5 protein-coding genes, 1 tRNA gene and 2 pseudogenes are annotated in these 8694 nt (G+C 66.3%); 4 read left to right on the top strand and 4 right to left on the bottom strand.

All coding sequences use genetic code 11. The annotated features are described in order from the left end of the window. Nucleotides 1–56 precede the first annotated feature (56 nt). The 3 genes from mnmH to HDG33_RS37775 are packed head-to-tail and all read left to right on the top strand — an operon-like array spanning nucleotide 57 to nucleotide 2373. Complete coding sequence (mnmH, locus tag HDG33_RS32190; protein ID WP_184039014.1) at nucleotides 57–1124, top strand: tRNA 2-selenouridine(34) synthase MnmH; 1068 nt, start codon at nucleotides 57–59, stop codon at nucleotides 1122–1124. A gap of 25 nt (nucleotides 1125–1149) precedes the next feature. Continuing rightward, entirely contained in the window at nucleotides 1150–2205 is a 1056-nt protein-coding gene (locus tag HDG33_RS32195) for a permease (protein ID WP_184039017.1), read from the top strand. A gap of 33 nt (nucleotides 2206–2238) precedes the next feature. After that, on the top strand, nucleotides 2239–2373 hold the full coding sequence (locus HDG33_RS37775; RefSeq protein ID WP_143037237.1) for a hypothetical protein: 135 nt from the start codon (nucleotides 2239–2241) through the stop codon (nucleotides 2371–2373). A gap of 76 nt (nucleotides 2374–2449) precedes the next feature. On the opposite strand, the pseudogene dhaL reads toward HDG33_RS37775, so the two are convergent. The 4 genes and pseudogenes from dhaL to HDG33_RS32215 form a co-directional block, all read right to left on the bottom strand. Then, a pseudogene (dhaL, locus tag HDG33_RS32200) lies at nucleotides 2450–4158 on the bottom strand (dihydroxyacetone kinase subunit DhaL). A gap of 285 nt (nucleotides 4159–4443) precedes the next feature. Continuing rightward, nucleotides 4444–4520, bottom strand: a tRNA-Val gene (locus tag HDG33_RS32205). Between the two features lie 78 nt (nucleotides 4521–4598). After that, nucleotides 4599–6089: a M81 family metallopeptidase gene (locus HDG33_RS32210; protein ID WP_184039020.1), complete on the bottom strand. Its 1491-nt coding sequence runs from the start codon at nucleotides 6087–6089 to the stop codon at nucleotides 4599–4601. Beyond that, nucleotides 6086–7415: pseudogene (locus HDG33_RS32215) on the bottom strand (Zn-dependent hydrolase). The gene HDG33_RS32210 and the pseudogene HDG33_RS32215 overlap by 4 nt, the downstream one beginning before the upstream one ends. Nucleotides 7416–7809: 394 nt before the next feature. Between HDG33_RS32215 and HDG33_RS32220 the strand changes: the two are divergent. Then, on the top strand, nucleotides 7810–8271 hold the full coding sequence (locus tag HDG33_RS32220) for a hypothetical protein (RefSeq protein ID WP_184039035.1): 462 nt from the start codon (nucleotides 7810–7812) through the stop codon (nucleotides 8269–8271). The last annotated feature ends 423 nt before the right edge of the window (nucleotides 8272–8694 follow it).

An 8694-nucleotide genomic window follows, 5' to 3' on the forward strand; every position in this document is an offset into this window, starting at 1 on the left:
CGAGCCGCCCATGCGATAATTTCGGTCTTCCCGCGGTCCGTTTTGTCCCTACTCCTTTGAAAAGTCTTCTAGTCAGCCTCGACAAAGCCGGCGATTTCGATGAAATCGTCGACGTTCGCACTCCGCTCGAGTTCGAGGAAGACCATATTCCGGGCGCGACCAACGCGCCAGTGCTGAGCAACGAGGAACGCGTGCTGGTCGGCACGACCTACACGCAGGTGTCGCCGTTCGAGGGCACGCGGCTCGGCGCGGCGTTGGTCGCGCGCAACATCGCGCATCATCTGGAAACCACGTTCGCCGACCGGCCGCGCAACTGGCGCCCGCTGATCTACTGCTGGCGCGGCGGCAAGCGTTCGGGCTCGGTCACGACGCTGTTCAACATGATCGGCTGGTCGGCGCGGCAGCTCGACGGCGGCTACAAGAGCTACCGGCGCGCCACGCTGGAGAGGCTCGAAACCCTGCCGCGCCGTTTCAGCTATATCGCGCTCGTCGGCCCGACCGGCAGCGGCAAGACGCGGCTGCTGTCGGCGCTGCATGAGGCCGGCGCGCAGACGCTCGACCTCGAGGCGCTCGCCTCGCATCGCGGCTCGCTGCTCGGCGCGTATACGGGCGTGGCGCAGCCGTCGCAAAAGCGTTTCGACACGCTGCTCGTCACCGCGCTGCGCGACTTCGACGTGAATCGGCCGGTGTTCGTCGAGGCGGAAAGCCGGCGTATTGGCTCCGTCACGCTGCCGCTCGCGCTGCTCGAAACGTTTCATCGCGGCGCGTGCGTCGAGGTGCGCTCGAGCAGCGAGGACCGCGCGGCGTTTCTGTTGCAGGATTACGCGCATCTGTTCGAGCATCCCGATTACTTCAAGGGACAGCTGGAACGGTTGATCGGTCTGCACAGCCGCGAGCGGGTCACCGGCTGGCTGCGGCTCGTCGACGAGAACCGGCGCGCCGAGCTCGCGCGCGAACTGATCGAACGGCACTACGATCCCGCATACGCGCGCAGCAGCGGCCAGCATTTCGAGCAGTTGCCGAACGCGCTGCAACTCGATTTCCGCCCGAACGACGCCGACATCGTCGAGCAGGCGAAAACGCTGCTCGCGCAGCTCGATACCCGCACGCTAGTCGTCGGTTGATCCACAACGACATTCAACAACCATCATGCAATCAACCCTTCGGCAACCCCGCGTCACGCTTGGCTGGATCGTGTTCCTGCTGATCGCCGTCGTCGGCCTCTTCTATGTGAAGTGGTTTCCGTACTACAACCGCGCGTTCGTCGCCGCGAGCCAGCATTCGATCGGCAAGTCGATCCTGATGGGCACGTCCGCGAGCGCGCCGGCGGCCTCATGGCAGGCCGCGATCGACTTCGCGCTCGCTTACGGCAAGGCAATCTGGCAGGCGATGGTGCTCGGCCTGCTGCTCGGCTCCGCGGTACAGGCGCTGATTCCGCCGCAATGGGTCGCGCGCGCGCTCGGCCGTGCCGACTTCAACAGCGTCGTCAAAGGCGGCCTGATGTCGTTGCCGGGCATGATGTGCACCTGCTGCGCGGCGCCGGTCGTCGCGGGCCTGCGCGCGCGTGAAGCGGCGCCGGGCGCGGCGATTGCTTTTTGGCTCGGTAATACCGCGCTGAATCCCGCTACGCTGATCTTCATGGGCTTCGTGCTCGGCTGGCAGTGGATGGGCCTGCGCCTCGCGCTCGGCATCGTGATGGTGTTCGGCCTTGGCTACGTCGTGAACCGCATGGTCACGCCGCAGGAAGCGCAAGCGTCGCGAGAGGCCGTCGCGCAACTGGTCAGCGCCGACGATCCGGGCACCGCGTTCTCGCGCTGGATCACGATTCTGGGGCGCATGACGCTGCGGCTCGTGCCGGAATACATCGCGCTCGTGCTGATTCTCGGCGCGGCGCGCGCGTGGCTGTTTCCGCACATCGGCCCGGACGTCGACAACAGCCTGCTGTGGATCATCGCGCTGTCGATCGCCGGCACGCTGTTCGTGATTCCGACCGCGGGTGAAGTGCCGATCATTCAGGCGATGCTGTCGTTCGGCATGGCCGCCGGCCCCGCCGGCGCGCTGCTGATGACGCTGCCGCTCGTCAGCGTGCCGTCGCTCGCGATGCTCGCGCGGTCGTTTCCGCGGCGCGTACTGACGGTGGTGACCTGTGCAGTGGTGGTGGGCGGTGTCGTCAGTGGATTTCTGGCCGTTACGCTGGGCTTCTGAGTCGGTTTTTGAGTTCGAGTCGTAGAAGGAAGCATGAAACGTATTGCCGCATTCGCTGTCACGTGTTGGTCCGCTGCCGGGCTGCTGTACCTTGGACAGCACTCGGTGGCGCTGATCGCACTGAGCGGCGTCGTGGCGTTCGCGGGATTCGATCTGCTGCGGCCGTGACGGCGGCGTAGTTTTTCCCTGCTGTGAAAGTGCGCTTGTCCCTTGCGTTCGCCGTATCGTTCGCGTCCGCCTGCGCCTAACCGGGAAGCGCGTCGCGAATCGCCGCGAGCCACAACGCGACCGCATGCGCGCCCGGGTCCATATGACCGAGCGCGCGCTCGCCGACATAGCTCGAACGCCCGCGCCGCGGATGCATCGATGCGGTACGAGACGTGCCGTCGCTTGCCGCAGCGACGGTGGCCTGCAATGCGGCATCCGCCGACGCTCCCTGAGCGAGTGCGTCGTGCAGCGCGTCGGCAGCGGGCCTCAGCGCATAGACCATCGTCCGATCGCCCGGCCTCGCGCCCCCCAGTTCCATCAAACCCATCGACACCGGCGCTGAACGCCGTCGCCCATTGCCGCGCGGTGGTCGCGCCCGACTGTTCGAGCGCGGCCGCCGCGCGCAGCAGCATCACCGCGTACAGCGGACCCGACGTGCCGCCCACCACGCGCCGCAGCGTCGCCGACATGCCGCGCAATACCGCGCCCGGGGTGGTTGCGCACGCGTAGGAATCGAGCTCGAGCTGCACCGCGCGTGCGCCGCGCGCGAGGCTGATGCCGAGGTCGCCGTCGCCGACGCGCTGGTCCATTTCGGTCAATGTCGGCTCGGCTGCCAGCAGGCAGGCACTCGCAGACCGCTTCGATCGCGCGCCGCAGCGTCGCGTCACGCGCGAGCGTCGCGCCGCTCGCGCTTTGCGGCACGGGTGGCGCCGCACGCACCGCGACCTGCGCGACGCGGCCGCTCAGCGCAGGCCATGCGCTCGTCTGTGAGGCGGCGTCGAGCAGGCTCAGCCGTTCGTCATCGATACGCAGCACCGTCAGCGAGACGCCGGCCATTTCGAGCGCGCTCAGGAACGTGCCGGCCCACGCGCGCGCGACTTCGATGCCGCGCCCGGCAAGCTCGCGCAGCGCGGCACCAGCCACCACGTTGAGTTCGCTCGGCGGCGTGCCACCCAGATTGTTGACGAGCAGCGCGACGCGCTCGCCCGCCTGCAACGCGAGATCGTCGACGATCTTTGCAAGCAGCTTGCCGACGATCGCGTCGGCCGGCTCCAGCGCGCCGCGCGCCACGCCGGGTTCGCCATGAATGCCGAGGCCCCATTCGATTTCGCCATCGCCCAGCGCGAAGCCCGGCTGGCCCGCGGCCGGCACCGTGCACGGCGTCAGCGCGACGCCCATCGTGCCGAGCGACGCGGCCGCTTCCCTAGCGAGCCGCGCGACCTCGGCCAACGGCAAACCGCGCGCGGCCGCCGCGCCCGCGATCTTGTGAACCAACACTGTGCCCGCGAGTCCGCGACGGCCCGCGTGATCGCCGCTCGCGCTCAGCGCGACGTCGTCGGCGACGATCATCATCTCGACGAGGATGCCCTCGGCGCGCGCGATTTCGGCCGCGAGGCCGAAGTTGAAGCGGTCGCCCGTGTAGTTCTTGACGATCAGCAACGCGCCCGCGGGGCCGGCCACCGCGCGTATCGCGTCGAGCACGGCGTCGGTGGAGGGCGAGGTGAAGACCTCGCCGGCTACCGCCGCGCTCAGCATGCCGTGGCCCACATAGCCGCCGTGCGCGGGCTCGTGGCCCGAGCCGCCGCCCGAGATCAGCGCGACCTCGCCGCGCGCGGCCACGGCCTGGGCATCGGCGCGCAAGACGATCGTGCCGCCTTGCAACAGCGAGAGTTGGGGATTGAGCGCGATGAGCCCGTCGAGCATCTCGGAGACCACGGTGGACACATCGTTGATGAGCTTCTTCATTGCGTCAGCTCCGTTGGATGCTGCCGGCATCGCATGATCGAAGATGCGATGGGAACGGCAGTCGGGTCGGCGGCGAAAGCGGAAGGTCTAACTGTGCCGCGCATTGTCGAACGACGACGCAACGGCGAGAGCGCGCGCGTGAACGTGCACGAGCTTCGGGCCACGAGCGGACAACAACAGCGAAGGGGACGTGATGCCGAACGGCGAAACTGAGGGAACGACTGGATCGATTTGACAGGACCGTAGACGAAAGCGGAACCGCTTTCGTCTACGTCACAGATGCGTTGGTAGGCTCGATTGGATTCGAACCAACGACCCCCACCATGTCAAGGTGGTGCTCTAACCAACTGAGCTACGAGCCTTTAGAGGCGCGAATTATAGAGACTCAATGCGGACTGCACAAGCCCTTGCCGCGACTTATCGAAACGCACGCATGTTGATCAGTTCGTCGCGCTCCATTCGGTGTGAGGGTCCAATGGATAAACCGGCCGCTTCACGTGCTCGAAGCTGAACAGACCATAGTCCGAACTCGTGACGCCGCGGCTATCGCATTCGACGAGTGCCTCCGCGATCGGCACGAAAACCGGCCGGCAATACATGCGTGATTTGAGCAGCAGAAAACGCGCGCGGCGCGGATCGATGCCGACGCTCTCGAACACGCCGAGATCCCACGGCTCATGCGTTCGTTCGGTCACGACGAGTTTCACCGTGCCGGTGTCGAGCACTGCCGCGCGCCCCATGTACGCGCGCTGGCCGGTGTAGGTCGGGCCGCTGATCACGTATTCGCCGTCGGTCAGCGCGCGCACGACGCCGGTCAGGGCAAGCGGCGAACGCGAGGGCAATGCATCGTTTGTGAGCTTGTTGCCGATCGCGAGCGTGACCGTGCTACCGACACCCGAGGCCGCCAGGGCCGCGACCGCCTGCGGATCGCACAACGGCCCGCTGACGATGCCTTCGAGGCCCTGCCTCAACGCTTCCTCGAGCAAATCCATCGTGTCGCACGTGCCGCCCGACATGCAGTTGTCGCCGTGATCGAGCATTAGCACCGGTTTATCGGCGGCGCGTGCCAGCGACGCCGCCCGCGCGACCGATTCGGCAAGCGGCGCGCTGCGATAGACGAAATCGTCGCGCTCGTCCCAGATCTGCCGCGCGATGCGCTCGGCGACCGCCTCCGCATCCGCGCGCTCGCCGTTGCCCACGACGACGACGCTAATGCATGGCGCTTCGATATCGGCGAGCGAGAAGCCCGCCAGCACCGACACCGCGAGCATGCCGTCGGCCTCGGCGGCGCGCGCGGCATCGAGCGCGCGTTTCATCGCGCCGTCAACGCTCGCGCTGCGCAGCGTGTGCGTGAGCAGCGGCGGCTGACGCCACGCGATCACCGGCTTCGCGTGGCCCTCGATCATGTCGAACAGCAAGCGCGCTGCATGTGCGCCAGTCTCGTACATGTCGACGTGCGGATAGGTCTTGAAGCTGACGATGACGTCGGCGTTGTCGATCATTTTTTGCGTGACGTTGCCATGCAGATCGAGCGCGACCGCGATCGGCGCGTGCGGCAGCGACGCACGCACGCGCCCGAGCAGATCGCCTTCACCGTCGGTCGAGTTCTCGGCGACCATCGTGCCGTGCAGATCGAGCATCACCGCGTCGCAGCCCGTCGCGGCTGCCACGATCGCGTCGCAGATCGCATCGTAGGCGGCGGCGTCGACCGGCCCGCTCGGATTCGCCATGGCGGAGATCGGCGTCACGATTTCGGCATGCACGCGCTCGGCGGCGTCGATGAACGCGGCCATCGCGGTTTGCATGCCCTTGTTTTCGTCGAACGCGGCGCGGCCGTAGCTCGGACCGTTGCGGCCGAATGCGGCCAGCGGAGTCTCTACTGGCGAGAACGTGTTGGTCTCGTGGTTCATTCGTGCGATCAGGATCTTCATGCGCGCATGCTCCCCGTTCTCGACGCCGCGCTCGGCATCACCTGCAGCAGCATATTGCAGCCGGCTTCCAGATGATCGGCGCGCGCGTCCTCGATTTCGTTGTGGCTAATGCCGTCCTTGCAGGGAACGAAGATCACCGCGCTGGGTGCGCCGCGCGCGAGATAGGCGGCGTCGTGGCCCGCGCCGCTGATCACGTCCATCGACGACACACCGAGCCGCTCCGCGCTCTGTCTGACCTCGGCGATCCATTGCGCGGCGAATCGCTGCGGCGGGAAGTAGACGACCTGCTCGATGTCGATAGTGATGGGGGCGTCCAAGCTGCTGCTCGCGCGGGCGGCGGCGGCGTTGGTGGCGGCGTTGCCCCCATTGCTGCCCGCCTGCGCGCACGCTGCACGCCATGCGAGGTCCATCGCAGTGAGCGATGCGTCATCGGCTGCGCGCAGGTCGACGCTGAATTTCACGCGGCCCGAAATGACGTTGCGCGAGTTTGAATGCACGTCGAGCCAGCCGACCGTGCTACGGCCATGCGGCGGGTGATCGAGTGCGATACGGTTCACCGCATGGATCGGATCCGCGGCGACGAGCAGCGCGTCGCGGCGCAGCGCCATCGGCCCCGCGTGCGCTTCCATGCCGTGCACGGTCAGGTCGTACCAGCGCTGCCCGAGCGCGCCCCTGCACGACGCCGATGACCTTGTCGTGCGCTTCGAGCACGGACCCCTGTTCGATATGCACCTCGAAATATGCGCCGACAGCGTGCGACTTGCGATGCTCGCCGGCATAGCCGATCGCCGCTAGCGCGTCGCGCACTGCTACGCCGTCGCGATCGCGTTGCGCTAGCGCGTGCTCGAGCGTGAATGCGCCGGCGAACACGCCGGAGCCCATCATCACCGGCAAGAATCGCGAGCCCTCCTCTTTGGCCCACATGGCAACCTCGAGCGGCGCGATGGTCTGCACGTTGGCCTCGGCCAGCGGGCGCAGCACCTCCAGCCCTGCCAGCACACCATAATTGGCGTCGAATTTGCCGCCGGTCGGCTGCGTGTCGAGATGGCTGCCCGTCATTATGGGCGGCAGATCGTCACGCAGCCCCGTCCTCCACGCGAAAATATTGCCGATCGCGTCGACCGGCACCGTGCGGCCGATCTCCTTCGTCCACGCGATGAACTGATCGCGTGCCTCACGGTCGAGTTCGGTCAGTGCTGGACGGCAGACACCGCGTTTGTCGGTCGCGCCGATCCGCGCGAGCTGCATGAGACAGTCCCACAGCCGCGCGCCGTCGATCCGCAAATCGGTGGGCGTCGAGACAACGTTGGATGAATGAGTCTGCATCGATGCATCTCGGGTCGAAGACAGCTGGATGGCGCTTGCCGGCGGGACTTGCTCCGTTCCGGCTTGCTGGCCGAGGTTGTTCCAATCGTCATGATAGAGAGGTTTCGCCGAGGTAGATGGCCGGACGCGCGCGAGGTGGCAATGCGGCGCGACGCCTTTCCGTGGGCAAGCATAGGAAGCAAAGCCGCTGGATTCGTGGGGGGTGAACGGCGCATCGCGGGCGATGTAGGTGCCAATTCGCTCGACGACGGACGCCGCGACGTGCCGGCAATCTGCGCGCAAGTGGCCGCCAGCAAACGTTTTCGTCGAAGGAAGCGGCTAAAACGCAATGAAGGCTCAACCTTTTGCGAAGCGCGCCGTTATTGCATGTGCTCAGGCAACCCCTCGGATCTCCATGGCACAACCAATTCCTTTCCGCAACACTGGCGCCGCCCGCGCGCGGCATGCCAAAGCCATGCTGTTGCCCATCGCGCGCCAGATCGCCGACGATCTCGCGTTGCGAGTTCATCTGTCGCTCGACGCACTGCGCCGCGGCCTCGGTACGAAGAGCGATGCGCAGACGGTCACGCAGATCATGCTGTTGACCAGCTACCTCGCTGATGCTGGCTTTGGCTCGATGAGCCACGAAGAGCTCCACGCCGCGGACCGCGCCTCGGCGATGGTGTTCGACGCAGGTCGGGAACGCAACGAATGGAAACTTGACGAAGCGGGATTCGCGCTCTTTGCATCCATCGCAACGAGCTACGATCGGCAACTGCATCGCGCTCCGCTTTGGGCGATTACGGAGGCCAGCGAAAGACTCGACCGCTTTATCGCAGGGGGATCCGATCGAGCGCCGGCGCGTAAGCGGGCTTAGCGTGTTTGGAGGAGGTGCTGTCCGGCCGAGCCAGAAGGACACGGATTTTGGACGACCGCGTCGGAAGTCGCCGGATTACGCGGATGCGTCGCGGATCGGAAAGTAGTGAAGCGCGCAGTATCCATCAGCGTAACCCGTCAGAAGTTGGAATTTAGTACGAGACCAACAACGCTGCGAGAGATCAGGACGAGGTGAGCGAGATCCCGCTGCGGCAGTGCGACGGCTCGCTGGATGTCAGAACGCGTAACCTTGCGCTGACGGATACAGCGCGCAAAGTCGGCCGCGCAAACGCAAAAACCCCACCGCGGCGGGTGGGGTTTCTGACTGGGGGGAGCCTGACGATTACCTACTTTCACACGGGCAATCCGCACTATCATCGGCGTGGAGTCGTTTCACGGTCCTGTTCGGGATGGGAAGGGGTGG

Source organism: Paraburkholderia sp. Cpub6 (genome assembly GCF_014201065.1).
In the GTDB taxonomy this organism is placed as follows: Bacteria; Pseudomonadota; Gammaproteobacteria; order Burkholderiales; family Burkholderiaceae; genus Paraburkholderia; species Paraburkholderia tuberum.